Origin of the sequence: Enterobacter cloacae complex sp. P38RS (assembly GCF_014930775.1) — a bacterium.
Classification (GTDB): Bacteria; Pseudomonadota; Gammaproteobacteria; order Enterobacterales; family Enterobacteriaceae; genus Enterobacter; species Enterobacter bugandensis.
In genome coordinates this window covers 170707-193885 of sequence record NZ_JADBRS010000005.1, presented here as the reverse complement: position 1 = coordinate 193885, position 23179 = coordinate 170707, and the positions used below count along the sequence as shown (strand labels likewise).

The 23179-nt window shown below is 57.5% G+C and carries 22 protein-coding genes; 15 read left to right on the top strand and 7 right to left on the bottom strand.

Annotated elements, in window-relative coordinates; genetic code table 11:
• The first annotated feature begins 382 nt into the window (after positions 1-382).
• The 9 genes from IM303_RS09690 to trmL all read left to right on the top strand — a co-directional run bounded on the left by IM303_RS09690 (position 383) and on the right by trmL (position 10469).
• Positions 383-2290, top strand: coding sequence for a PTS mannitol transporter subunit IICBA (locus IM303_RS09690; RefSeq protein ID WP_028015047.1), 1908 nt, complete (start codon positions 383-385; stop codon positions 2288-2290).
• Positions 2291-2392: 102 nt separating this feature from the next.
• Positions 2393-3541 (top strand): mannitol-1-phosphate 5-dehydrogenase, encoded by a 1149-nt coding sequence (gene mtlD, locus IM303_RS09685; protein ID WP_045630257.1) that lies wholly within the window; start codon positions 2393-2395, stop codon positions 3539-3541.
• The gene (gene mtlR / locus IM303_RS09680) at positions 3538-4128 is read left to right on the top strand and encodes a mannitol operon repressor MtlR (protein WP_028015045.1); all 591 of its coding nucleotides are present in this window, start codon (positions 3538-3540) and stop codon (positions 4126-4128) included. The genes mtlD and mtlR overlap by 4 nt, the downstream gene beginning before the upstream one ends.
• 57 nt (positions 4129-4185) lie before the next feature.
• Entirely contained in the window at positions 4186-4548 is a 363-nt protein-coding gene (locus IM303_RS09675; RefSeq protein WP_193359852.1) for a YibL family ribosome-associated protein, read from the top strand.
• 271 nt (positions 4549-4819) lie between these two features.
• Positions 4820-6475 carry an L-lactate permease gene (lldP, locus tag IM303_RS09670; protein WP_049001280.1) on the top strand — a complete coding sequence of 552 codons (1656 nt, stop codon included), beginning with the start codon at positions 4820-4822 and terminating at the stop codon, positions 6473-6475.
• Positions 6472-7245 carry a transcriptional regulator LldR gene (lldR, locus tag IM303_RS09665; RefSeq protein WP_049001277.1) on the top strand — a complete coding sequence of 258 codons (774 nt, stop codon included), beginning with the start codon at positions 6472-6474 and terminating at the stop codon, positions 7243-7245. The genes lldP and lldR overlap by 4 nt, the downstream gene beginning before the upstream one ends.
• Complete coding sequence (gene lldD, locus IM303_RS09660) at positions 7242-8429, top strand: FMN-dependent L-lactate dehydrogenase LldD (protein ID WP_049001275.1); 1188 nt, start codon at positions 7242-7244, stop codon at positions 8427-8429. The genes lldR and lldD overlap by 4 nt, the downstream gene beginning before the upstream one ends.
• A 180-nt stretch (positions 8430-8609) precedes the next feature.
• Positions 8610-9950, top strand: coding sequence for an aromatic acid/H+ symport family MFS transporter (locus IM303_RS09655; RefSeq protein ID WP_028015040.1), 1341 nt, complete (start codon positions 8610-8612; stop codon positions 9948-9950).
• A gap of 45 nt (positions 9951-9995) precedes the next feature.
• Complete coding sequence (gene trmL, locus IM303_RS09650) at positions 9996-10469, top strand: tRNA (uridine(34)/cytosine(34)/5-carboxymethylaminomethyluridine(34)-2'-O)-methyltransferase TrmL (RefSeq protein ID WP_028015039.1); 474 nt, start codon at positions 9996-9998, stop codon at positions 10467-10469.
• Here the strand turns inward: trmL and cysE are convergent.
• The 5 genes from cysE to IM303_RS09625 form a co-directional block, all read right to left on the bottom strand.
• Positions 10466-11287, bottom strand: a complete 822-nt coding sequence (gene cysE / locus IM303_RS09645; RefSeq protein ID WP_008502718.1) for a serine O-acetyltransferase — start codon at positions 11285-11287, stop codon at positions 10466-10468. The genes trmL and cysE overlap by 4 nt on opposite strands.
• Positions 11288-11361: 74 nt before the next feature.
• Positions 11362-12381, bottom strand: coding sequence for an NAD(P)H-dependent glycerol-3-phosphate dehydrogenase (gene gpsA, locus IM303_RS09640; RefSeq protein WP_045630251.1), 1020 nt, complete (start codon positions 12379-12381; stop codon positions 11362-11364).
• Entirely contained in the window at positions 12381-12848 is a 468-nt protein-coding gene (gene secB, locus IM303_RS09635) for a protein-export chaperone SecB (RefSeq protein WP_003860835.1), read from the bottom strand. Before secB ends, gpsA begins: the two co-directional genes overlap by 1 nt.
• 32 nt (positions 12849-12880) lie before the next feature.
• Positions 12881-13132 (bottom strand): glutaredoxin 3, encoded by a 252-nt coding sequence (gene grxC, locus IM303_RS09630; RefSeq protein ID WP_028015037.1) that lies wholly within the window; start codon positions 13130-13132, stop codon positions 12881-12883.
• A gap of 11 nt (positions 13133-13143) precedes the next feature.
• A complete protein-coding gene (locus IM303_RS09625; protein ID WP_014882007.1) occupies positions 13144-13575 on the bottom strand; it encodes a rhodanese-like domain-containing protein in 432 nt (143 codons plus the stop codon).
• 246 nt (positions 13576-13821) lie between these two features.
• Here IM303_RS09625 and gpmM point away from each other — a divergent pair, with 246 nt between their 5' ends.
• From gpmM to IM303_RS09600, 5 genes are read left to right on the top strand one after another with little or no spacing between them, the layout of a single operon-like run.
• A complete protein-coding gene (gpmM, locus tag IM303_RS09620; RefSeq protein WP_193359851.1) occupies positions 13822-15366 on the top strand; it encodes a 2,3-bisphosphoglycerate-independent phosphoglycerate mutase in 1545 nt (514 codons plus the stop codon).
• Positions 15367-15399: 33 nt separating this feature from the next.
• Positions 15400-16659, top strand: coding sequence for a murein hydrolase activator EnvC (envC, locus tag IM303_RS09615; RefSeq protein ID WP_231940812.1), 1260 nt, complete (start codon positions 15400-15402; stop codon positions 16657-16659).
• Positions 16660-16662: 3 nt separating this feature from the next.
• Positions 16663-17613: a divergent polysaccharide deacetylase family protein gene (locus IM303_RS09610; RefSeq protein WP_047363321.1), complete on the top strand. Its 951-nt coding sequence runs from the start codon at positions 16663-16665 to the stop codon at positions 17611-17613.
• A gap of 20 nt (positions 17614-17633) precedes the next feature.
• Positions 17634-18839, top strand: a complete 1206-nt coding sequence (locus IM303_RS09605; protein ID WP_047363319.1) for a glycosyltransferase — start codon at positions 17634-17636, stop codon at positions 18837-18839.
• A gap of 15 nt (positions 18840-18854) precedes the next feature.
• Positions 18855-19769: a hypothetical protein gene (locus tag IM303_RS09600; protein ID WP_045260055.1), complete on the top strand. Its 915-nt coding sequence runs from the start codon at positions 18855-18857 to the stop codon at positions 19767-19769.
• A 26-nt stretch (positions 19770-19795) separates the two neighbouring features.
• Here IM303_RS09600 and tdh read toward each other — a convergent pair whose 3' ends face one another.
• Together tdh and kbl are read right to left on the bottom strand one after the other, a co-directional pair.
• Positions 19796-20824 (bottom strand): L-threonine 3-dehydrogenase, encoded by a 1029-nt coding sequence (gene tdh, locus IM303_RS09595; RefSeq protein ID WP_006812404.1) that lies wholly within the window; start codon positions 20822-20824, stop codon positions 19796-19798.
• Positions 20825-20833: 9 nt separating this feature from the next.
• Positions 20834-22030 (bottom strand): glycine C-acetyltransferase, encoded by a 1197-nt coding sequence (kbl, locus tag IM303_RS09590; protein ID WP_045260056.1) that lies wholly within the window; start codon positions 22028-22030, stop codon positions 20834-20836.
• 215 nt (positions 22031-22245) lie between these two features.
• On the opposite strand from kbl, the gene rfaD reads away from it, so the two are divergent.
• A complete protein-coding gene (gene rfaD / locus IM303_RS09585; protein ID WP_041911658.1) occupies positions 22246-23178 on the top strand; it encodes an ADP-glyceromanno-heptose 6-epimerase in 933 nt (310 codons plus the stop codon).
• The last annotated feature ends 1 nt before the right edge of the window (position 23179 follow it).

Genomic DNA, 23179 nt, shown 5'->3' with positions numbered 1-23179 from the left:
TTTCCGTGTTACTCGAGGCCGTCCTGACGCCGATCGCAGTCGGAGAAATCCGCATAAAAATATTTTGTGAAACCAGTCACAATCCGGAAACAAACACGCAAAAACAAAATGTGACATCAATCACATAAAGAGGTGGTTTTTGCTCTATTTTTCGCCATCGTATTTTTTTTACTCGCCTATTTTGTGACTCAGATCACTTCATTCAACGCCACACCCCCTACATTTACGTGACATACATCACACAAAATTCCGCTATCTGGACAGTTGAACGATTCAGTGCCAGATTTCACAGCATCAGAACAGGGTCCGGCTACCTCTGCCGCCTCATTAACAATAAACCTCGGGCCGCAAGCCTAAGCGTAAACAGAAGAAGGGGTGTTTTATGTCATCCGATTTCAAGATCAAAGTTCAAAGCTTTGGTCGTTTCCTCAGCAACATGGTGATGCCAAATATCGGCGCGTTTATCGCGTGGGGTATTATCACCGCATTGTTCATTCCGACAGGGTGGTTGCCTAACGAAACGCTGGCGAAACTTGTTGGCCCAATGATTACTTATCTCCTGCCGCTGCTCATCGGTTATACCGGTGGTCGTCTGGTGGGCGGTGACCGTGGTGGCGTCGTGGGTGCCATCACAACCATGGGCGTGATCGTCGGTGCGGATATGCCGATGTTCCTCGGTGCGATGATTGCCGGTCCTCTGGGCGGCTGGGCGATTAAGAAATTCGACGTCTGGGTTGATGGCAAGATCAAGTCCGGCTTCGAAATGCTGGTGAACAACTTCTCTGCGGGCATCATCGGGATGATCCTCGCGATTCTGGCGTTCCTCGGCATTGGTCCGGCTGTTGAAGTGCTGTCCAAACTGCTGGCAGCGGGCGTTAACTTCATGGTGGCGCACGACATGCTGCCACTGGCGTCTATCTTCGTTGAACCGGCGAAAATCCTGTTCCTGAACAACGCCATTAACCACGGTATCTTCTCGCCGCTGGGTATTCAGCAGTCTCACGATCTCGGCAAGTCCATCTTCTTCCTGATTGAAGCGAACCCGGGTCCGGGTATGGGCGTTCTGCTGGCGTACATGTTCTTTGGTCGCGGCAGCGCGAAGCAGTCTGCTGGCGGCGCGGCTATCATCCACTTCCTGGGCGGTATCCACGAAATTTACTTCCCGTACGTGCTGATGAACCCACGTCTGATCCTGGCCGTTATCCTCGGCGGTATGACTGGTGTGTTCACCCTGAGCGTGCTGGGCGGCGGTCTGGTCTCCCCTGCTTCTCCAGGCTCTATCCTGGCGGTGCTGGCGATGACGCCGAAAGGCGCGTACTTCGCGAACATCGCGGCGATCTGTGCGGCGATGGCGGTCTCCTTCGTGGTCTCTTCTATCCTGCTGAAAACCAGCAAGGTGAAAGAAGACGACGATATCGAAGCGGCAACCCGTCGTATGCACGACATGAAAGCCGAATCCAAAGGTGCGACCCCGCTGGCGGCTGGCGATGTTTCTAACGACCTGAGCCACGTGCGTAAAATCATCGTTGCCTGCGACGCCGGTATGGGTTCCAGCGCAATGGGTGCAGGCGTGCTGCGTAAGAAAGTGCAGGATGCGGGCCTGACCAACATCTCCGTAACCAACAGCGCGATTAACAACCTGCCGCCGGACGTTGACCTGGTTATCACGCACCGCGATCTGACCGAGCGCGCTATGCGTCAGGTACCGCAGGCACAGCACATCTCGCTGACCAACTTCCTGGACAGCGGCCTGTACACCAGCCTGACCGAACGTCTGGTTGCCGCGCAGCGCCACGAAGACAACGAAGTGAAGGTGCGCACCAGCCTGCAGGACAGCTTTGACGAGAGCAACGCTCACCTGTTTAAGCTGGGCGCGGAGAACATCTTCCTCGGCCGTACCGCGAGCACCAAAGAAGAGGCGATTCGCTTTGCCGGTGAACAGCTGGTGAAGGGCGGCTACGTTCAGCCAGAATACGTTGACGCGATGCTGGAACGTGAAAAACTGACGCCAACCTACCTGGGTGAATCCATCGCGGTTCCGCACGGTACGGTTGAAGCAAAAGACCGCGTGCTGAAAACCGGCGTGGTGTTCTGTCAGTATCCTGACGGCGTGCGCTTCGGTGAAGAAGAGGACGACATCGCCCGTCTGGTGATTGGTATCGCAGCTCGCAACAACGAGCATATTCAGGTGATTACCAGCCTGACCAACGCGCTGGATGATGAGTCCGTCATCGAGCGCCTGGCACAAACTGAAAGCGTTGAAGAAGTTCTGGCCCTGCTCAACAAATAGCAGCGCCTCTTCCCTCTCCCCTTCGGGGAGAGGGCTAGGGTGAGGGGGAAACGTTCCTCACCCCAGCCCTCTCGGGTAAAAACATTGATGAAGGTTAACACTATGAAAGCATTACATTTTGGCGCAGGTAATATCGGTCGTGGCTTTATCGGTAAACTGCTGGCAGACGCGGGCATTACCCTGACATTCGCCGATGTGAATCAGGTGGTTCTGGATGCCCTGAATGCCCGTCATAGCTATCAGGTTCATGTGGTGGGTGAAAACGAACAGGTTGAAACCGTCTCTGGCGTCAACGCGGTCAGCAGCATCGGCGACGACGTGATTGACCTGATCGCCAGCGTTGATCTGGTGACCACCGCCGTGGGTCCGGTGGTGCTTGAACGTATTGCTCCTGCGGTCGCGAAAGGCCTGAAGAAGCGTAAAGCACAGGGCATTGAAACACCGCTGAACATCATCGCCTGTGAAAACATGGTGCGCGGCACCACGCAGCTGAAAGGCCACGTTATGGCGGCCGTGGCTGAGGAAGATAAAGCCTGGGTTGAAGCGCACGTCGGGTTTGTGGATTCCGCTGTAGACCGCATCGTTCCGCCGTCCGAATCCGCCACCAACGATCCGCTGGAAGTCACTGTTGAAACCTTCAGCGAGTGGATCGTCGATAAAACTCAGTTCAAGGGCGCGCTGCCGACCATTCCGGGAATGGAACTCACTGATAACCTGATGGCATTTGTCGAACGCAAACTCTTCACGCTGAACACCGGGCATGCTATAACCGCGTACCTCGGAAAGTTGGCCGGTCATCAGACCATTCGCGACGCGATCCTCGATGAGCAGATCCGCGCGGTGGTGAAAGGGGCAATGGAAGAGAGCGGCGCGGTGCTGATCAAACGCTACGGTTTTGATGCTGATAAACACGCAGCATACATCCAGAAAATCCTCGGTCGTTTTGAAAACCCGTATCTGAAAGATGACGTTGAGCGCGTGGGCCGTCAGCCGCTGCGTAAGCTGAGCGCGGGCGACCGCCTGATTAAGCCGCTGCTGGGCACGCTGGAATACGGTCTGCCGCACGCCAACCTGGTGAAAGGAATTGCTGCCGCGATGCACTACCGCAGCGAGCAGGACCCGCAGGCGATTGAGCTGGCTCAGCTGATTGATGACAAAGGCGCGCAGGCTGCGCTGGCGCAGATTTCCGGTCTGGACGCCAGCAGCGACGTGGTTGCGGAGGCGGTTAACGCATACAACGCAACCAAATGATGCAGAATCCGGCGCAGGTAAGCCTGCGCCCGAATAACAGATTGTCAGATATGCAGGCAATAATGGAACAAACCCAGGCCTTTGAAAATCGTGTGCTTGAGCGTCTGAATGCTGGCAAAACCGTACGAAGTTTCCTGATTGCCGCCGTCGAGCTGTTAACCGAGGCGGTGAACATTCTGGTGCTTCAGGTGTTTCGCAAAGACGACTACGCGGTAAAGTACGCTGTAGAACCGTTACTGGACGGAGACGGACCGCTGGGCGATCTGTCGGTGCGTCTGAAGCTGATTTATGGTCTTGGCGTGCTCAACCGCCAGGAGTATGAAGACGCTGAACTGTTAATGGCGCTGCGCGAAGAACTCAATCATGACGGTAATGAGTACACTTTTACCGATGATGAGATCCTGGGGCCGTTCGGCGAGCTGCACTGCGTCACCGCCCTGCCTCCTGCTCCCCATTTTGATAACAGCGACCCTGAACTGTACGCGATGCAAAAGCTGCGCTATCAACAGGTTGTCCGTTCCACGATGGTCCTCTCCCTGACTGAGCTGATTTCTAAAATCAGCTTAAAAAAAGCGTTTCAGAAGTAAGCCCGTTCACATTGGTGTATCCTTCCCTGTAATTCCCCCGATTTAGAGTCAATTGTCATGAAAGAAGTCGAAAAGAACGAAATTAAACGCCTGAGCGACCGTCTGGATCTGATCCGTCACCAGATGGCTGGCCTGTCTCTGGTTGATTCCGCCGAGAAATATGCCGAGCTGGAAAAAGAGTCCGTGAAGCTGGAAGCGGAAATCGAGCGCCTGCGCGAAGTGAAAGGCCAGAAGCTGAGCAAAGAAGCGCAGAAACTGATGAAAATGCCGCACCGCCGCGCGATCACCAAAAAAGAGCAGGCCGACATGGGCAAGCTGAAGAAAAGCGTCCGTGGTCTGGTGGTGGTGCACCCGATGACCGAGCTTGGCCGCGAAATGGGCCTGAAAGAGATGACGGGTTTTTGTAAGACCGCATTCTGATTTCATGCCGGGTGGCGCTGCGCTTACCCGGCCTACTCTTTTCCCCTTCGCGTGAATTGGTCCAACCAATAGCGCAATCAATCCTCCCCCGGTTCACAATTTCATTATTTGCGCTCACAAAACCATTGCCACTCCATAACATCTGGTTAACCATTCATTGTCATTAACCCTACAACACAATATTGGCAGGACCACTTTTACACAGCTTGTGACGCAGAGTTGAGCGGAGACTCACCCGCAGCACAGGCTGTCTGGTCCCCAGGAGACCTGCATGAGCCTCTGGCAACAAAACTACGACCCGGCCGGCAATATCTGGCTGTCGAGCCTGATCGCATCGCTACCGATCCTGTTCTTCTTCTTTGCGCTGATTAAGCTCAAGCTGAAGGGCTACCTCGCCGCGACGTATACCGTTGCCATCGCCCTACTGGTGGCGCTGTTCTTCTATAAGATGCCGGTCGATCGCGCGCTGGCCTCCGTTGTCTACGGTTTCTTCTACGGCCTGTGGCCGATTGCGTGGATCATCATCGCCGCGGTCTTTGTCTATAAAATCTCGGTAAAGACCGGGCAGTTCGACATCATTCGTTCGTCGATTCTCTCCATCACCCCGGACCAGCGCTTGCAGATGCTGATTGTCGGCTTCTCCTTCGGGGCGTTCCTTGAAGGCGCGGCAGGATTCGGCGCACCGGTGGCGATCACCGCCGCGCTGCTGGTCGGGTTGGGCTTTAACCCGCTGTACGCCGCTGGCCTGTGTCTGATTGTGAACACCGCACCGGTGGCGTTTGGCGCGATGGGGATTCCGATTCTGGTGGCCGGACAGGTGACCGGGCTGGACAGCTTTGAGATCGGCCAGATGGTTGGCCGCCAGCTGCCGTTCCTGACCATTATCGTGCTGTTCTGGATCATGGCGATTATGGACGGCTGGCGCGGCGTGAAGGAGACCTGGCCTGCGGTGATGGTGGCAGGCGGCTCGTTCGCGATTGCCCAGTACCTCAGCTCGAACTTCCTTGGCCCGGAGCTGCCGGACATCATCTCTTCGCTGGTGTCGCTGGTCTGTCTGACGCTGTTCCTGAAACGCTGGCAGCCGGTGCGTATCTTCCGCTTTGCGGACATGGGCGCGTCGCATGTGGATCAGACCCTCGCCCGCACGGGCTATACCGCAGGACAGATCGTCCGCGCCTGGTCGCCGTTCCTGTTCCTGACCGCCACCGTGACGCTGTGGAGCATACCGCCGTTTAAAGCGCTGTTCGCTCCCAGCGGCGCGCTGTACGACATGGTGATTAACATCTCCGTGCCGTTCCTCGACAAGATGGTTGCCCGTATGCCGCCGGTCGTGCACGACGCCACCCCGTATGCGGCAGTGTTTAAGTTTGACTGGTTCTCCGCCACCGGTACGGCCATCCTGTTTGCGGCACTCCTTTCCGTGGTGTGGCTGCGCATGAAGCCTGCCGCCGCGGTGCAGACTTTTGCGGCAACGATTAAAGAGCTGATGCTGCCGATCTACTCCATCGGCATGGTGCTGGCGTTCGCGTTTATCTCGAACTACTCCGGCCTGTCGTCGACGCTGGCATTAGCGCTGGCCCACACCGGACACGCGTTCACCTTCTTCTCGCCGTTCCTCGGCTGGCTGGGGGTGTTCCTGACGGGTTCAGATACCTCGTCTAACGCCCTGTTTGCTGCCCTGCAGGCGACGGCTGCGCAGCAGATTGGCGTGTCGGACGTGCTGCTGGTCGCCGCGAACACCACCGGCGGCGTGACCGGCAAAATGATCTCCCCGCAGTCCATCGCCATTGCCTGTGCGGCGGTGGGACTGGTGGGCAAAGAGTCGGACCTGTTCCGCTTTACCGTGAAACACAGCCTGATATTCACCTGCATGGTGGGCGTGATCACCACCCTGCAGGCCTATGTCTTAACCTGGATGATCCCATGATAGTGATGCCCAGACGCCTATCCGACGAGATTGCCTCTCGCGTGCGGGCGCTGATTGAAGAACAACAGCTGGAAGCGGGCATGAAATTGCCCGCCGAGCGCCAGCTTGCCGCCCGGCTTGGCGTATCGCGTAACTCACTTCGCGAGGCGCTGGCGACGCTGGTCAGCGAAGGCGTACTGGTGAGCCGTCGCGGCGGCGGCACCTTTGTGCGCTGGCAGCATGATGACTGGTCCGAGCAAAACATCGTGCAGCCGCTGAAGACGCTGCTGGAAAACGACCCGGACTACAGCTTCGACATTCTTGAAGCGCGTCACGCCATCGAAACCAGTACCGCATGGCACGCAGCGATGCGGGCAACCGAAGCCGACAAAGAGAAGCTCAAAGCCTGCTTCGAGACCACGCTAAGCAGCGACCCGGACATCGCCTCCCAGGCGGACGTGCGTTTCCATCTGGCAATCGCCGAGGCGTCGCACAACGTGGTGCTGCTCCAGACCATGCGCGGGTTCTTCGACCTGCTGCAATCCTCCGTGAAGCAGAGCCGCCAGCGCATGTATCTGGTCCCGCCGGTCTTTGCCCAGCTGACCGAACAGCACGAGGCGGTGCTCAACGCCATTCTGGCCGGCGATGCCGAAGCCGCGCGCAAGGCGATGATGGCGCATCTCGGCTTCGTGCACACCACCATTAAACGATTTGATGAAGACCAGGCCCGACAGGCGCGTATTACCCGTCTGCCTGGCGACAGTGATATTTCCAGGGAGAACAAAGCATGATTATTTCAGCAGCCAGTGACTACCGCGCCGCGGCGCAGCGCATTTTGCCGCCGTTCCTGTTCCACTACATCGACGGTGGGGCGTATGCCGAATACACCCTGCGCCGCAACGTAGAGGATCTGTCAGAAGTGGCCCTGCGCCAGCGCGTGCTGAAGAATATGTCTGACCTGAGCCTTGAGACGAAGCTGTTCAACGAAACGCTCTCCATGCCGGTAGCGCTCGCGCCTGTCGGCTTATGCGGCATGTACGCCCGTCGCGGTGAAGTGCAGGCCGCCGCCGCGGCAGATGCCAAAGGCATTCCGTTTACCCTCTCTACCGTGTCCGTCTGCCCGATTGAAGAGGTCGCCCCGACCCTCAAGCGCCCGATGTGGTTCCAGCTGTACGTCCTGCGCGATCGCGGCTTTATGCGTAACGCCCTGGAGCGTGCCAAAGCGGCAGGCTGCTCAACGCTGGTCTTTACCGTTGATATGCCCACGCCCGGCGCGCGCTACCGTGATGCCCACTCCGGCATGAGCGGCCCGAATGCCGCCCTGCGCCGCTACTGGCAGGCGGTAACGCATCCACAGTGGGCGTGGGATGTGGGTCTGAACGGCCGACCGCACGATCTGGGGAATATCTCGGCCTATCTCGGCAAACCGACCGGGCTGGAGGACTATATCGGCTGGCTGGCGAACAACTTCGATCCGTCGATCTCGTGGAAAGACCTGGAGTGGATCCGCGAGTTCTGGGATGGACCGATGGTGATCAAAGGGATCCTCGATCCGGAAGATGCCCGCGACGCGGTGCGTTTTGGCGCGGATGGAATTGTGGTCTCTAACCACGGCGGACGCCAGCTCGACGGCGTGCTCTCTTCCGCCCGCGCCCTGCCGGCCATTGCCGATGCGGTGAAAGGCGATATTGCCATTCTGGCCGACAGCGGCATCCGCAACGGGCTGGACGTGGTGCGCATGATTGCGCTGGGTGCCGACAGCGTGCTGCTGGGCCGCGCGTACCTGTACGCGCTGGCCACCAGCGGCCAGGCGGGCGTGGCAAATCTGCTGAACCTGATCGAGAAAGAGATGAAGGTGGCGATGACCCTGACCGGCGCGAAGTCGATCAGTGAAATCAGCAAGGATTCACTGGTGCAGGAGTTGAGCAAACTACCGGCGGCGCTGGCTCCGCTGTCACATGGCGACGCGGCCTGATCCTCTCCCGTTACCCCACCTTTCCCATGCGTCCGATTTCCCCCTCGGGCGCTTTTTTTGTCGAAAATAACACCTGCGTAACATTCTGGATAAGAAAATTTGACACACCCCTCCCGTTCGCAATTGTATAGACAAGCAAATACAAGAACACAAAAACAACATCACATCGGAGGGGAGCGTATGACCTATTCAGGTAAGGTGGATATTCAGCAGGTGATCGACGAGAGTCCTTTTTCAGGGTTTCACTGGCTTCTTATCGTGCTGGGCTTTCTGGTTCTGGCGATCGATGGTTTTGATACGGCAGCGATGGGCTACATCGCGCCTACGCTGTCGGCGGAGTGGGGAATACACAAACAGGATTTGGGGCCGGTGCTGAGTGCGGCGCTGCTGGGGCTGTCGCTGGGAGCCCTTATTGCAGGTCCGGTATCGGACCGGATGGGACGCAAGCGCGTGCTGGTCTTTTCGTGCCTGTTCTTCGGCCTGGCGAGCCTGGGGACGGCCTGGGCGCAAAGCCTGAATACCCTGACGCTGTGGCGCTTTCTGACGGGTCTCGGGCTCGGCGCCGCCATGCCAAACGCCATCACGCTGATCTCAGAGTTTGCCCCCCAGCGCTGCCGCGCCATGGCGATTAATACCATGTACTGCGGCTTCCCTCTGGGTGCGGCGGGCGGCGGCGCAATCTCTTCCTGGCTTATTCCCCACCACGGTTGGCGAAGCGTGCTGCTGACCGGCGCGATTGCGCCGCTGATTTTAACCGTGCTGCTGGCGCTGCTGCTGCCGGAATCGGTGAAGTTTCTGGTGCAGCGCGGGAAAGACGTCGCGCAGGTTCGCCGCATTGCCAGCCGGTTCAGCCGCAGCACGCTGGAGAGCGTTACGGGCTTTTTCCTGGCGGAAGAGAAAGCCGCGTCTAAAAAAGGGAGCGTGGGGCAGCTGTTTTCCATGCCCTGGCTACCCGGCACCCTGATGCTGTGGGTGACTTATTTTATGGGGCTGGTGATTTACTACGTCCTGCTTAGCTGGATGCCGACGCTGATGCAGGGGATGGGTTATGCCCTTGCGGAATCCGCCTGGCTCACCTCGCTGTTTACCTTCGGCGGCACCGCAGGCATTCTGCTCGCGGGCTGGATGATGGACCGCTGGGAAGCGCACAAGGTGGTCGCAGGTGGTTTTGTGCTGACGATGGGCCTGATTCTTTTGCTTGGCCTTGAGCATAACCATATCGCCCTGTTTGGCGGGCTGATTTTCCTGATGGGGATCGCGATGAACGGCGCGCAGTCGGGCATGCAAACCCTCGCGGCCACCTTTTACCCTACCGAGTGCCGCGCGACGGGCATCGCCTGGATGCAGGGGATCGGCCGCTTTGGCGGCGTGGCGGGCACCATGACCAGCGCCCAGCTTCTTTCCATGCAGTGGCAGGCAGACAGTATTTTAATGATCCTCAGCGTGCCCGCTCTGGTGGCCGCTGCGGCAACCGTCTACAAAATGCTGTACAGCCGCTCGCAGGAACCCGGCGTCGCGTAGTTCCTCTCTTTTCTGCTATTCTGCCCCCGCAATTAAGGGGGCAGCATGCTTAACATCGTTTTATTCGAACCAGAAATTCCGCCGAACACCGGCAATATCATCCGCCTGTGCGCCAACACCGGTTTTCGTCTGCACATCATCGAGCCGATGGGCTTTACGTGGGACGACAAACGCCTGCGCCGCGCGGGGCTGGATTACCATGAATTTACCGCCGTGGTTCGCCATCACGATTACGCCGCGTTTCTGGAAGCAGAGAAGCCGCAGCGCATGTTCGCCCTGACCACCAAAGGCACGCCAGCGCACAGCGCCGTGAGCTATCAGGAGGGTGACTATCTGATGTTTGGCCCGGAAACCCGCGGCCTGCCGGCCACGATCCTGGATGCCCTGCCCGCTGAGCAGAAAATCCGTATTCCGATGATGCCGGACAGCCGCAGCATGAACCTGTCGAACGCGGTGTCGGTGGTGGTGTATGAAGCCTGGCGCCAGCTGGGTTACCCGGGCGCCATTCTCAGAAGTTAAATGCCGTCACCATACTCGAAGGTATGGTGAATGCCGTTGAAGTGCTGATCCATATCCATCGACGGCTTATCGCTGTCTGGCTTACCAACGATGCGCGCCGGTACGCCAGCGGCGGTGGTGTGCGGCGGCACGGGCTGGAGCACAACCGACCCCGCGCCAATCTTCGCGCCGCGCCCGACTTCGATATTGCCGAGGATTTTAGCCCCCGCGCCAATCATCACCCCTTCACGAATTTTCGGGTGGCGATCGCCGCTGGTTTTCCCGGTACCGCCCAGGGTAACGGATTGCAGGATCGACACATCGTCTTCAATCACCGCCGTTTCCCCGACAACGATCCCGGTGGCGTGGTCGAGCATGATCCCGCGGCCAATCTTCGCCGCCGGGTGAATATCAACCTGAAACGTCACGGAAACCTGGTTTTGCAGGAAGATCGCCAGCGCGCGGCGGCCTTCATTCCACAGCCAGTGGCCAATGCGGTACGCCTGCAGCGCGTGGAAGCCTTTCAGGTACAGCAGCGGCGTAGAGTATTTATCCACCGCCGGGTCACGGGTGCGCACGGCCTGGATATCACAGGCGGCAGAGGCGATCATTTCCGGGTCGGCGGCGTAGGCCTCTTCCACTACCTCACGAATGGCGATAGCAGGCATGATGGAGGAAGCCAGCTTATTGGCGAGCATATAGCTCAGCGCGCTGCCGAGATTTTCGTGCTTGAGTAGCGTCGCGTGATAGAAACTGGCCAGCATAGGCTCACAGTCGGCCAGCGCCCGGGCTTCGGCTTTAATGTTATTCCAGACGATATCCAGTTCTTCACACGGCATTGCTTACTCCAGACGATAGTTAATGACCAGCCAGTTCTGCGCTGGCTGGGTCATTCAGGTGACAACGGTTCCGACTAGTTACTGCTGCGCTCGTCCTTGCGCGCACGACCTAATAAGGTCAATGCTGCCTCGCGCGCATTTTTTCCGCAATACAATACCTGATAAATTTCCTCGGTTATTGGCATTTCGACACCGAAACGGTGCGCCAACTCGCGGACTTCTTTGGTATTGCGGTAGCCTTCCACCACCTGTCCAATCTTCTCTTGCGCGCTTTTTACATCGCTGCCCTGTCCGAGCATCATGCCAAAGCGGCGGTTACGCGACTGGTTATCGGTACAGGTCAGCACCAGATCCCCCAGCCCAGCCATACCCATAAAGGTGGCCGGATCGGCACCCAGCGCTTCGCCCAGACGGGACATCTCGGTTAAGCCGCGGGTAATCAACGCCGTACGCGCGTTGGCGCCAAAGCCAATACCGTCAGACATCCCGGCCCCGATGGCAATCACGTTCTTCACCGCGCCACCCAGCTGCACGCCGATAAAATCGGGGTTGCTGTAGACGCGGAAGCTCTTGCCGCAGTGCAGCAGTTGCTGGAGATCGTCGGAGAAGGCCTGATCGGTGGATGCCAGCGAGATCGCCGTCGGCAGGCCCGCAGCCAGCTCTTTGGCAAAGGTCGGCCCGGAGATGACCGCCAGCGGGATCTCATCCCCCAGCGCTTCGCGGGCAACGTCCTGCAGCAGACGTCCGGTTTCCGCTTCCAGCCCTTTGGTCGCCCAGACGATACGCGCATCCGGGCGCATCAGCGGCTTGATCTGATTCAGCACGTCGCCAAAGACATGGCTTGGCACCACAATCAAAATGTTGCGGCTGGCCGCCAGCGCGGTTGCAAGATCGCTTTCCAGGTGCAGGGTGTCAGGGAACGGAACGTCCGGGAGAAACGCCACATTGCAACGGTCGCGCTGCAGCGTGGCGATATGTTTTGGATCGTGGCCCCACAGGACCACGTCGTGACCATTTCTTGCCAGCGTGATGGCAAGAGCGGTGCCGTATGAGCCGGCACCGATCACAGTCATTGACGCATTAACAGTGCTCATCAGGCATCCTGATGTTGTTCGGCACCTTCGCCAGCCTGCTGCTGCAGATAGTTCATGAACAGCGCATCAAAGTTCACTGGCGCAAGGTTCAGTTGCGGGAATGTACCGCGAGAAACCAGGCTGGTGATGCATTCACGGGCATACGGGAACAGGATGTTCGGGCAGTATGCACCCAGGCAATGCGCCATCTGGTTGCCTTCGATGCCGCCGATGGAGAAGATACCGCCCTGCTGTACTTCGCACAGGAATGCAGTTTCTTCGCCCAGAGAGGCGGTCACGGTCACACGCAGTACGACTTCATACACGTCATCCGCCAGCTGGGTGGATGCGGTATCCAGATCAAGTTTAACCTCTGGCTGCCAGTCTTTCTGGAAAACGTGCGGCGCATTTGGCGCTTCGAAAGAGACATCCTTGGTGTAGATACGCTGGATCTGGAAAGTCATTTCGGTGTTGTTTTGTTCTGACATGGAAATACCCTTTTTAATTGTCCTAAAGTCTCTTAGCTCAGCAGCGGATCGAGTCCACCACGGGCGTCGAGCGCATACAAGTCATCACAGCCGCCAATGTGCTGCGCATCAATAAAAATCTGCGGAACCGTCGTACGACCACTACGTTGGATCATCTCTTCGCGTTTGATCGCGTCACCGTCAATCGGCAGTTCCTGGAACGTGACGCCTTTGCTGCTCAGCAGCGCTTTCGCACGGTGGCAGAACGGGCACGTCGCTTTGGTGTAGATCTCAATATTGGCCATGACTGAACTCCTTATTTACCGCGAACCAAAGGAAGATTTTCCCCGCTCCAGCCGGAAATCCCTTCTTTCAGTACCGTTACGTTTTCGAAGCCCGCTTTGTAAAGCGCGCTGGCAGATTCCTGCGCCTGCATACCGGTCGCATCCACAACGATAATGGGCTGGGCTTTGTGTTTCTCAAGCTCACCAACGTTGTTGGCTTTGATTTCAGCTGGCAACAGGTTGATTGCGCCGGCAATGTGACCTTTACGGAAATCGTCACGCTGACGCAGATCGACAACGACGGCATCTTCTTTGTTAATCAGACGCGTCGCTTCACCACGGGTGATAACCTTAATCTTAGACGTCAGGCTCTTAAATGTGGTGAACAGCACAGCAGCCAGCAGGCCAATCCACGCGATGCTCAGTACCGGATGGCGGCTAACGAATTGCATAATTTCTTGCATGGAGGGTAACTACTCCCGACTAAGTGATAAAAAAACCAGGACAGGAGTATACCTGTGCGTTCTGGCAAATACAGCCAGCGACCATAACCTAATCCATTTTCTGCGGCATGCCACCTAAAAAAATGCCTCAAAATGGTCCGGTCAGCATCTTGCCCCCGCGTTTTCTTTGATCTTCTGCGGCTATTTGATCGATTCAGCTGTAGTAAAATTACGCAAATTTTGACTCTTGAGCATGAGGTTATTGCAATGTCGGTTTCTAAAAAACCTATGGTACTGGTGATTCTGGATGGCTATGGCTACCGTGAAGATAGCCAGGATAACGCTATTTTCAACGCAAAAACCCCGGTCATGGATGCACTGTGGGCAAAACGTCCGCATACCCTGATTGACGCATCCGGTCTGGAAGTGGGCCTGCCGGATCGCCAGATGGGCAACTCCGAAGTTGGCCACGTTAACCTCGGCGCGGGTCGTATCGTGTATCAGGATCTGACCCGTCTGGACGTCGAAATCAAAGAACGCACCTTCTTCGCTAACCCGGTTCTCTGCGGTGCGGTAGATAAAGCCGTTGCGGCAGGTAAAGCGGTGCACATCATGGGTCTGCTCTCCGCAGGCGGCGTGCACAGCCACGAAGATTACATCATGGCGATGGTTGAACTGGCCGCTGAACGCGGTGCGGAAAAAATCTACCTGCACGCCTTCCTGGACGGTCGCGACACGCCACCGCGCAGCGCAGAAGGGTCCCTGAAAGCTTTCGAAGACAAATTCACTGCGCTGGGCAAAGGCCGCGTGGCCTCCATCATTGGCCGTTACTACGCTATGGACCGCGACAACCGCTGGGATCGCGTTGAACAGGCCTATGACCTGATGACCCTGGCAAAAGGGGAATTCCAGTTCCCGACTGCGGTTGAAGCACTTGAAGCCGCTTACGCGCGTGATGAAAACGATGAATTCGTAAAAGCGTCCGTGATTCGCGCGGAAGGCCAGGCCGATGCCGCAATGGAAGATGGCGACGCGCTGATCTTCATGAACTTCCGCGCTGACCGCGCGCGCGAAATCACCCGTGCGTTCGTCAACAGCGACTTCGACGGTTTCGCCCGTAAAAAAGTGGTGAACATCGACTTCATCCAGCTGACCGAATACGCGGCAGATATCAAAGCGCCGTGCGCTTACCCACCAGCCTCGCTGGCTAACACCTTCGGCGAGTGGATGGCGAAGAACGACAAAACCCAGCTGCGTATCTCCGAAACTGAGAAGTATGCGCACGTGACCTTCTTCTTTAACGGCGGCGTTGAAGAGCCGTTCAAAGGCGAAGAGCGCATTCTGATCAACTCGCCGAAAGTTGCGACTTACGATCTGCAGCCAGAGATGAGCTCTGCGGAATTGACTGAAAAACTGGTCGCGGCCATCGAAAGCGGCAAGTACGACACCATCATTTGTAACTACCCGAACGGCGACATGGTCGGCCATACCGGCGTAATGGAAGCGGCAGTGAAGGCGGTTGAAGCGCTGGACCACTGCGTTGAGCAGGTTGCGAAAGCGGTTGAGTCCGTTGGCGGCCAGCTGCTGATCACCGCTGACCACGGTAACGCCGAGCAGATGCGCGACCCGGCAACCGGTCAGGCGCACACCGCCCATACCAACCTGCCTGTTCCACTGATTTATGTGGGTGATAAATCACTGAAAGCAGTAGAAGGCGGCAAGCTTTCCGACATCGCGCCAACCATGTTGTCGCTGATGGGTATGCCGATCCCTGAAGAGATGACTGGTAAGCCGCTGTTCATCGTGGAATAATCGCTCCCCATGAGGGGAAAGGCGATTTTTTCAATCACATGGGTCGTGAAGCCGCTTAGGCTATCAGTCAGACCTCTGCTTTGCGCCAGCGCACTCAGCGCTGGCGTATTGCTGTGCGCCGCATCCGCCCACGCGGATGACCGCGACCAGCTGAAATCCATTCAGGCCGATATCGCCGCCAAAGAGCGTGCGGTACGCCAGCAGCAACAGCAGCGCGCCACCCTGCTCGCCCAGCTTAAGCAGCAGGAAGAGGCCATCTCCGCTGCCGCACGTAAACTCCGTGAAACGCAAAACACCCTCACCCAGTTGAACAAACAGATCGACGAGATGAATGCGTCGATTGCCAAACTGGAGCGCCAGCGTGATGCGCAGGAGCGCAACCTCGCAGCACAGCTGGATGCCGCATTCCGCCAGGGTGAACATACCGGACTCCAGCTGATCCTCAGCGGTGAAGAGAGCCAGCGCGGCCAGCGTCTGCAGGCCTATTTCGGCTATCTGAACCAGGCGCGTCAGGAGACCATTGCACAGCTGAAGCAGACGCGTGAAGAGGTCTCCACCCAAAAAGCGGAGCTGGAAGAGAAGCAGAGCCAGCAGCAGACGTTGCTCTACGAACAAAAAGCGCAGCAGGCGAAACTTGAGCAGGCCCGTAACGAACGCAAGAAAACGCTGTCGGGTCTTGAGTCCTCCATTCAGGCAGGACAGAGCCAGCTGAGCGAAATGCGCGCCAACGAATCAAAACTGCGTAACAGCATTGCCCGTGCGGAAGCCGCAGCGAAGGCGCGCGCCGAAAAAGAGGCCCGCGAGGCGCAGGCGGTTCGCGACAAGCAGCAGGAAGCCTCCCGCAAAGGGACCACCTACAAGCCAAGCGAAAGCGAACGCTCCCTGATGTCGCGTACCGGCGGTCTGGGTTCCCCGCGCGGTCAGGCCTACTGGCCCGTTCGCGGCACTATTCTGCATCGCTATGGCGAACAGCTGCAGGGTGAGCTACGTTGGAAAGGGATCGTTATCGGTGCGTCTGAAGGTAGCGAAGTGAAAGCCATCGCCGATGGCCGCGTGATCCTGGCCGACTGGCTGCAGGGTTACGGACTGGTGGTGGTGGTCGAACACGGTAAAGGCGACATGAGTCTTTACGGCTACAACCAGAGCGCGCTGGTCAGCGTCGGCACCCAGGTGCGCGCCGGCCAACCCATCGCCCTTGTGGGCAGCAGTGGCGGTCAGGGCCGCCCGTCACTCTATTTCGAAATTCGTCGTCAGGGTCAGGCGGTCAATCCACAGCCGTGGTTGGGAAGATAAGTTTTGCTTCAATTTCGTCGAATGGTTCTCTCCGTCGTCAGCGCACTGGCGCTGGCTGCACCGGTATATGCAGGTAAACTCGCCATCGTGATTGATGACTTCGGTTATCGACCACACTATGAAAATCAGGTGCTGGCGATGCCGTCAGCCATCTCCGTCGCCGTCCTGCCGAATGCGCCTCACGCGCATGAAATGGCGACCAAAGCGCACAATAGCGGCCACCAGGTCCTCATCCATCTTCCGATGGCACCGCTCAGCAAGCAGCCGCTGGAAAAAGACACCCTGCGCCCGGATATGAGCAGCGATGAGATCGAACGCATCATCCGCGACGCCTACAACAAGGTGCCGTATGCCGTGGGTCTGAACAACCATATGGGTAGCGCGATGACCTCCAGCCTGTACGGTATGCTGAAGGTGATGCAGGCGCTGGAGCGTTACAATCTCTATTTCCTCGACAGCATGACCATTGGCAACAGCCAGGCGATGCGTGCCGCTCAGGGTACGGGGGTGAAGGTCATCAAGCGCAAAGTCTTCCTGGACGACTCCCAGAACGAAGCGGATATCCGCGTGCAGTTCAACCGCGCGGTAGCGCTTGCGCGCCGTAACGGTTCGGCGATTGCCATCGGGCACCCGCATCCGTCTACCGTTCGCGTTTTGCAGCAAATGCTGCCGACCTTACCCGCCGATATCACGCTGGTACGCCCGAGCGATCTGCTCAATGAACCGCAGGTTGACACGTCTCGTCCGGAAAGCGCTCAACCTCCGGCAACGCAGCCGCGTAATCCGTTCCGCGGCGTGAAGAACTGCGCGCTGAAAAAGCCGCTCGAGCCGGTGCATGCAACCCGCTTCTTTGCGGTCATCAGCGAAAGCGTGGGCCAGAGTACGCTGGTGCAGTACTTCCAGCACCAGTGGCAGGGATGGGGTAAAAAAGTCTCAGCGAACCAATCCCAGTGACAGGCGATTAAGGTAGAAAGATGCCACAGCGACACAAAATTCTGCTCCTCGATACCGGTAAAGAGTGGGGAGGAGGCACCAACAGCATGCTCGAGCTTCTGAAGCGGATTAACCGCGAGAAGTTCGATATTACCTGTTGTTTTTACAGTGATTACAGCCGGGCCGAAGGACAAACCATCGGCCAGGTGTTGAACGGCATTGGCATCCCGTTAATTGTCATTCCGCAGCAAAAGCAGCCCGGATGGGCGAAGGTTGCGAAAGAGCTGGGCCGCAGCCTGCTATTTTTCTCGCGCAGCGCCCGCAAGGCATTTACCCGACATATTGATACGCTCTGGCGCATCCGGCCCAACGTCAGCAAGATCGAGACGATTTTCAGGGAAGGCGGTTTCGATACGCTGTACATGAACAATCAGCCGGGCTCTAACGAAGAGGGTTATCTGGCGGGCGCGAACCTGCATGCGCGGATAATTCAGCATTGCCGGATTGAACCGGTGCTGACCCCGCCGCTGGTGAAGCTGGTGAATGCCCACGCCACAAAAATCATCGCCGTCTCGCACGGCGTTGAACGCGTGCTTCTTCAGCATGGCGTCCGGCCCGAGCTGTGTACCACGGTCAACAACGCCATCGACATCCACCAGCCTTTACCCGACCGACGCGCCATGCGCCAGCGTCTGAACATTGATGACGACACCTTTGTGTTCGGCAGCATTGGGTCGCTTATCCCTCGCAAGTCCAACCACCATACTCTGGAGGCGCTGGCCCAGTTCAGCCAGAAGCACCCGCAGGCAAAATGGAAGATGGTGCTGGTCGGTGAAGGGGCTGAACGCGGCGCGCTGACGGCGCAGGCTGACGCGCTGGGGATTGCTGAGCACATCATTTTTACCGGTTTCCAGAACACGCCTTTTGACTATCTCGCCACCTTTGACGCGTTTATTCTGGCTTCGAAGAGCGAAGGTTTGCCCCGCGTCGTGCTGGAGGCAATGTTGCTGAATATTCCGGTGATTGGCTCAAAGGTAACCGGCACGGCAGAATTGATCGACCATGAGTCGACCGGGCTGCTGTTCCCGTGGAGCGATGTGTCGCAACTTGCTCAACATCTGGATAATATCTGGCAGGATCCTGCTCTGCGCGCCCGGCTCGCCGCAGCCGCGCACCAGAATGTCTGCAACGTGTATGCCATTGAAAGCTATGTTAACGGTGTCGAGGCCGTTCTTGGCGCGCAATAACCAAACGAGAAGAACATGTTTAAATTCCTGAATGCTCGCTACCGCCACATTACCGGGCGTCATAACATTCCGTACGCTTCCCTTCCGGTCACGCGCGATCTCGTTGCGGTTGATTCCATCGTGATCCCTTGTACGGGCGCGGATTTCGTCGAAGAGGCGTTATTATCAGCGACCTTTGCAGAGCGTTACGCCACCGACGTCAGCGAGATTGTTATCGTCAGCGATCAGCCTGAATCCGCTTTCGGCGAGCTGCCGCCAAAAACCCGCGTTGTGACCCTCACGCTGCCAAAACGTGAAGAGGGGTACCGCTATAAGCAAATCTACCTCAGCCGTCTGGTGAAGCTTAACGCTCCGCTTCAGGCGCGCGGAGAAGGCGTATTGATGATCGACTCCGATCTCAACCTGCTGAAGATGCCCCAGATCAACATGGCCGATATGCACATCTACTCCAGCTTCCGTCAGGGCAAAATGATTGCCAAGCTGGACGGCGCCCCCGCAGAAAAAGTGCCGGCATATTACAAAGAAACGGTGCGCCCGTATCTGGTCGATCACGTTAACGGCGCGTTTCTTGCCGCAACCAAAAAGACCTGGCGTCGCATCTGCCCGCTGTGGCTGACGCTGTTCCAAGATACCTGGGAGCTGATGGACGACACGCAGCCGCCGACCGATCAGCTGCCGCTCGCTGCGCTGCTGGACATGCTGGATGTTAAAACGGTTAACCTGGGCGACTGGATGAACTGGCCGGTCTCCAAGAAGATCGGCGGTCAGGAAGCCGTTGTGCCGAAAGAGGTGATTGGCGCGCACGGGGGTTTCCCGCTTTCCGAATGGCAGAAGTATCTGGAATCGCCGGATAACAAATTGCTGTTCAAAGGGCAGGACTATACCCGCAAGGTGCGCTACCTGACGGACGAAGAGAAAAAGAATCAGTAAAAAAGGGGCCGCTGGCCCCTTTTTGTTTACTTATCCCAGCTCAGGATCACTTTCCCTGACTGGCCGGAACGCATCGCGTCGAAGCCCTGCTGGAACTCATCGATGGAGAAACGGTGAGTGATAATCGGGGACAGATCCAGGCCGGACTGGATCAGCGCTGCCATCTTGTACCAGGTTTCGAACATCTCGCGGCCATAGATGCCCTTGATGAACAGCCCTTTGAAGATGACTTTGTTCCAGTCGATGGACATATCTGACGGCGGAATGCCCAGCATCGCGATACGGCCACCGTGGTTCATAGTGTCCAGCATGGTGCGGAACGCCGGCGGCGCGCCGGACATCTCCAGGCCTACGTCAAAGCCTTCGGTCATACCCAACTCTTCCATCACGTCGGTCAGGCTCTCTTTCGAAACATCCACCGCACGGGTGACGCCCATTTTGCGCGCCAGCGACAGGCGGTATTCGTTCACGTCGGTGATCACCACGTTGCGCGCGCCCACGTGCTTCGCCACGGCTGCCGCCATAATGCCGATTGGGCCGGCGCCGGAGACCAGCACGTCTTCACCGACCAGGTCGAAGGAGAGCGCGGTGTGTACCGCGTTGCCGAACGGGTCGAAGATGGAGGCCAGATCGTCAGAGATATTATCCGGGATTTTGAAGGCGTTAAACGCCGGGATCACCAGGTATTCCGCGAAGCAGCCCGGACGGTTTACGCCCACGCCGACGGTGTTGCGGCACAGGTGGGTGCGACCGCCACGGCAGTTGCGGCAGTGACCGCAGGTAATATGGCCTTCACCAGAGACGCGATCGCCAATGCTAAAGCCTTTGACTTCCTGGCCGATGCCGACCACTTCACCAACATATTCGTGACCGACAACCATTGGGACAGGAATGGTTTTTTGCGACCACTGATCCCAGTTGTAGATGTGAACGTCAGTACCGCAGATGGCGGTTTTACGAATTTTGATCAGCAGATCGTTATGACCGACTTCCGGCTCCGGCACGTCGGTCATCCAAATCCCTTCTTCCGCTTTCAGTTTGGATAACGCTTTCATCACACGTCCTCAGGCAATTACGCCCAGCTGTTTGCCGATGCGGGTAAAGGCTTCCACCGCACGCTCAATTTGTTCAGGCGAATGCGCCGCAGACATCTGGGTGCGGATACGCGCCTGACCTTTTGGTACCACCGGGAAGAAGAACCCGGTGACGTAAATCCCTTCTTTCTGCAGCTCACGGGCAAACTGCTGCGCCACAACTGCGTCGCCCAGCATCACCGGAATGATCGCGTGATCAGCGCCGGCCAGGGTGAACCCTGCGGCGCTCATTTTTTCGCGGAACAGACGGGCGTTTGCCCACAGGCGGTCGCGCAGCTCGGCGCCGGACTCCACCATCTCCAGCACTTTGATGGAGGCGGCAACAATTGCCGGCGCCAGGGAGTTGGAGAACAGATACGGACGGGAACGCTGACGCAGCCACTCAACCACCTCTTTGCGCGCAGCGGTATAGCCGCCGGACGCGCCGCCGAGCGCCTTGCCCAGCGTACCGGTGATGATGTCCACGCGGCCCATCACGTCACAGTATTCATGGGAGCCGCGGCCGTTTTCACCGACAAAACCGACCGCGTGGGAGTCATCGACCATCACCAGCGCGTCGTATTTATCCGCCAGGTCGCACACGCCCTTCAGGTTGGCGATCACGCCGTCCATGGAGAACACGCCGTCGGTCGCGATCAGTACGTGGCGGGCACCCGCTTCGCGTGCCTCTTTGAGCCGCGCTTCCAGCTCAACCATGTCATTGTTGGCGTAGCGGAAACGCTTCGCTTTACACAGGCGAACACCGTCGATGATGGAGGCGTGGTTCAGGGCGTCGGAGATAATCGCATCTTCTGCGCCGAGCAGGGTTTCAAACAGACCGCCGTTGGCGTCGAAGCAGGAGGAGTACAGAATCGCGTCTTCCATTCCGAGGAAGTTTGCCAGCTTTTGCTCAAGCTGCTTGTGGCTATCCTGGGTACCGCAGATGAAGCGCACGGAGGCCATGCCGAAGCCGTGGGTGTCCATGCCGTTTTTCGCGGCGGCAATCAGCTCAGGGTGATTCGCAAGACCTAAGTAGTTGTTCGCGCAAAAGTTGATCACATGGCTGCCGTCGGCAACGGTGATGTCCGCCTGCTGGGCAGACGTGATAATACGCTCTTCTTTGAACAACCCTTCCGCACGTGCGGTGTCGAGGTCGCTGTTTAACTGTTTGTAAAAATCACCACGCATTGCAATTCTCCAGACTCGGCAAATTTTGGCACATATTACCCAAACCTATAGTTCATGACGAGATGACGCCGTATCTCTTCTCGTTTTTGCAGCATAAATCACGTGTACCCCTGCTGCATATCGGTGAATGGCTGAAGACCGGGCATTGTGATGATATGATATGAATATTAGCGTCCGGGATTGTCCCCGGGCTCAACACTTCAAAGGTTACAGTTATGATCATCGTTACCGGCGGCGCGGGCTTTATCGGCAGCAACATTATTAAGGCCCTCAATGATAAGGGCATCACCGACATTCTGGTGGTGGACAACCTGAAAGACGGCACCAAGTTCGTTAACCTGGTGGATCTGAACATCGCTGACTACATGGATAAAGAAGACTTCCTTATCCAGATTATGGCGGGTGAAGAGTTCGGCGAGATCGAAGCCATCTTCCACGAAGGCGCGTGCTCTTCCACCACCGAGTGGGACGGCAAGTACATGATGGATAACAACTATCAGTACTCTAAAGAGATCCTGCACTACTGCCTGGAGCGTGAAATTCCGTTCCTGTACGCCTCTTCCGCGGCAACCTACGGCGGGCGCACCTCGGACTTCATCGAATCCCGCGAATACGAGCAGCCGCTGAACGTCTACGGCTACTCCAAGTTCCTGTTTGACGAGTACGTGCGTCAGATCCTGCCGGAAGCGAACTCACAGATCGTCGGCTTCCGCTACTTCAACGTCTATGGGCCGCGCGAAGGCCACAAAGGCAGCATGGCGAGCGTGGCGTTCCACCTGAACACCCAGTTGAATAACGGTGAAAGCCCGAAACTGTTCGAAGGCAGCGACGGCTTCAAGCGTGACTTCGTCTACGTAGGCGACGTTGCAGCCGTAAACCTGTGGTTCCTGGAAAACGGCGTCTCCGGCATTTTCAACCTGGGCACGGGCCGCGCGGAATCCTTCCAGGCGGTGGCAGACGCGACGCTGGCATACCATAAGAAAGGCAGCATCGAGTACATTCCGTTCCCGGATAAGCTGAAGGGCCGTTACCAGGCGTTCACGCAGGCCGACCTGACCAACCTGCGCGCAGCAGGTTATGACAAGCCGTTCAAGACCGTTGCCGAAGGCGTAACGGAATATATGGCCTGGCTGAACCGCGACGCATAAG

Bases quoted from the DNA above. Each gene is read 5' to 3' on its own strand.
- IM303_RS09690 (WP_028015047.1), top strand. From the start codon at position 383: ATGTCATCCGATTTCAAGATCAAAGTTCAAAGCTTTGGTCGTTTCCTC.
- mtlD (WP_045630257.1), top strand. From the start codon at position 2,393: ATGAAAGCATTACATTTTGGCGCAGGTAATATCGGTCGTGGCTTTATC.
- mtlR (WP_028015045.1), top strand. From the start codon at position 3,538: ATGATGCAGAATCCGGCGCAGGTAAGCCTGCGCCCGAATAACAGATTG.
- IM303_RS09675 (WP_193359852.1), top strand. From the start codon at position 4,186: ATGAAAGAAGTCGAAAAGAACGAAATTAAACGCCTGAGCGACCGTCTG.
- lldP (WP_049001280.1), top strand. From the start codon at position 4,820: ATGAGCCTCTGGCAACAAAACTACGACCCGGCCGGCAATATCTGGCTG.
- lldR (WP_049001277.1), top strand. From the start codon at position 6,472: ATGATAGTGATGCCCAGACGCCTATCCGACGAGATTGCCTCTCGCGTG.
- lldD (WP_049001275.1), top strand. From the start codon at position 7,242: ATGATTATTTCAGCAGCCAGTGACTACCGCGCCGCGGCGCAGCGCATT.
- IM303_RS09655 (WP_028015040.1), top strand. From the start codon at position 8,610: ATGACCTATTCAGGTAAGGTGGATATTCAGCAGGTGATCGACGAGAGT.
- trmL (WP_028015039.1), top strand. From the start codon at position 9,996: ATGCTTAACATCGTTTTATTCGAACCAGAAATTCCGCCGAACACCGGC.
- cysE (WP_008502718.1), bottom strand. From the start codon at position 11,287: ATGCCGTGTGAAGAACTGGATATCGTCTGGAATAACATTAAAGCCGAA.
- gpsA (WP_045630251.1), bottom strand. From the start codon at position 12,381: ATGAGCACTGTTAATGCGTCAATGACTGTGATCGGTGCCGGCTCATAC.
- secB (WP_003860835.1), bottom strand. From the start codon at position 12,848: ATGTCAGAACAAAACAACACCGAAATGACTTTCCAGATCCAGCGTATC.
- grxC (WP_028015037.1), bottom strand. From the start codon at position 13,132: ATGGCCAATATTGAGATCTACACCAAAGCGACGTGCCCGTTCTGCCAC.
- IM303_RS09625 (WP_014882007.1), bottom strand. From the start codon at position 13,575: ATGCAAGAAATTATGCAATTCGTTAGCCGCCATCCGGTACTGAGCATC.
- gpmM (WP_193359851.1), top strand. From the start codon at position 13,822: ATGTCGGTTTCTAAAAAACCTATGGTACTGGTGATTCTGGATGGCTAT.
- IM303_RS09605 (WP_047363319.1), top strand. From the start codon at position 17,634: ATGCCACAGCGACACAAAATTCTGCTCCTCGATACCGGTAAAGAGTGG.
- IM303_RS09600 (WP_045260055.1), top strand. From the start codon at position 18,855: ATGTTTAAATTCCTGAATGCTCGCTACCGCCACATTACCGGGCGTCAT.
- tdh (WP_006812404.1), bottom strand. From the start codon at position 20,824: ATGAAAGCGTTATCCAAACTGAAAGCGGAAGAAGGGATTTGGATGACC.
- kbl (WP_045260056.1), bottom strand. From the start codon at position 22,030: ATGCGTGGTGATTTTTACAAACAGTTAAACAGCGACCTCGACACCGCA.
- rfaD (WP_041911658.1), top strand. From the start codon at position 22,246: ATGATCATCGTTACCGGCGGCGCGGGCTTTATCGGCAGCAACATTATT.